Below are 663 nucleotides of genomic sequence, written 5' to 3'. Positions count from 1 at the left end.
GGGGACGGGCGGCTCGTGGCGGGTGGGGAGGGGGAGGCGTGGGCGGCGGCGGCCTCGGCGGCCGTGATGGGGACGGCGCGTGGGGGGTCGTAGGCCGTTCCGGCCATGACCGTGTGCACGCCCCACCAGGAGAGGGCGACCGCCGCTCCGGTGGCGAGCAGCCACGCCAGTACGTGTACGAGTCCTCTGCGCATCGGAGTCATACTGCCTCAGCCGTCACCGGCCGTGCACAGGGCCCCAGTTGTCCACAGGGAGTTGTCCACAGGCCAGGACCCGGCTCGGCCGCATGGCGTAGGTTGCGGCGCATGGCAAGTGTGCTCGTGGTCGAGGACGATCAGTTCGTCCGCTCGGCGCTCATCAGGCATCTGACCGACGCCGCCCACACCGTGCGCAGCGTGGGCACGGCGCTGGAAGCGCTGCGCGAGGTCGCCCACTTCCGGTTCGACGTGGTCATACTCGACCTCGGACTGCCGGACCTGGACGGCTCCGAGGCGCTGAAGATGCTGCGCGGCATCACCGATGTGCCGGTGATCATCGCCACCGCGCGGGACGACGAGACGGAGATCGTCCGGCTGCTCAACGCGGGGGCGGACGACTACCTGACCAAGCCCTTCTCCGTCGAGCACCTCTCCGCCCGCATCGCCGCCGTCCTGCGCCGCGCCC

1 protein-coding gene and 1 pseudogene are annotated in these 663 nt (G+C 71.3%); one reads left to right on the top strand and one right to left on the bottom strand.

The features are described 5' to 3' along the window. Positions 1 to 194: pseudogene (locus tag GTW40_RS08915) on the bottom strand (hypothetical protein); the annotation flags it as partial. Between the two features lie 111 nt (positions 195 to 305). On the opposite strand from GTW40_RS08915, the gene GTW40_RS08910 reads away from it, so the two are divergent. Further along, positions 306 to 663: response regulator (locus tag GTW40_RS08910; protein ID WP_161179622.1), on the top strand; the 358-nt coding region annotated here is incomplete at its 3' end.

This window comes from Streptomyces sp. SID4985, from assembly GCF_009863025.1.
GTDB lineage: Bacteria > Actinomycetota > Actinomycetes > Streptomycetales > Streptomycetaceae > Streptomyces.
This window is presented reverse-complemented; position numbering and strand designations above follow the sequence as displayed.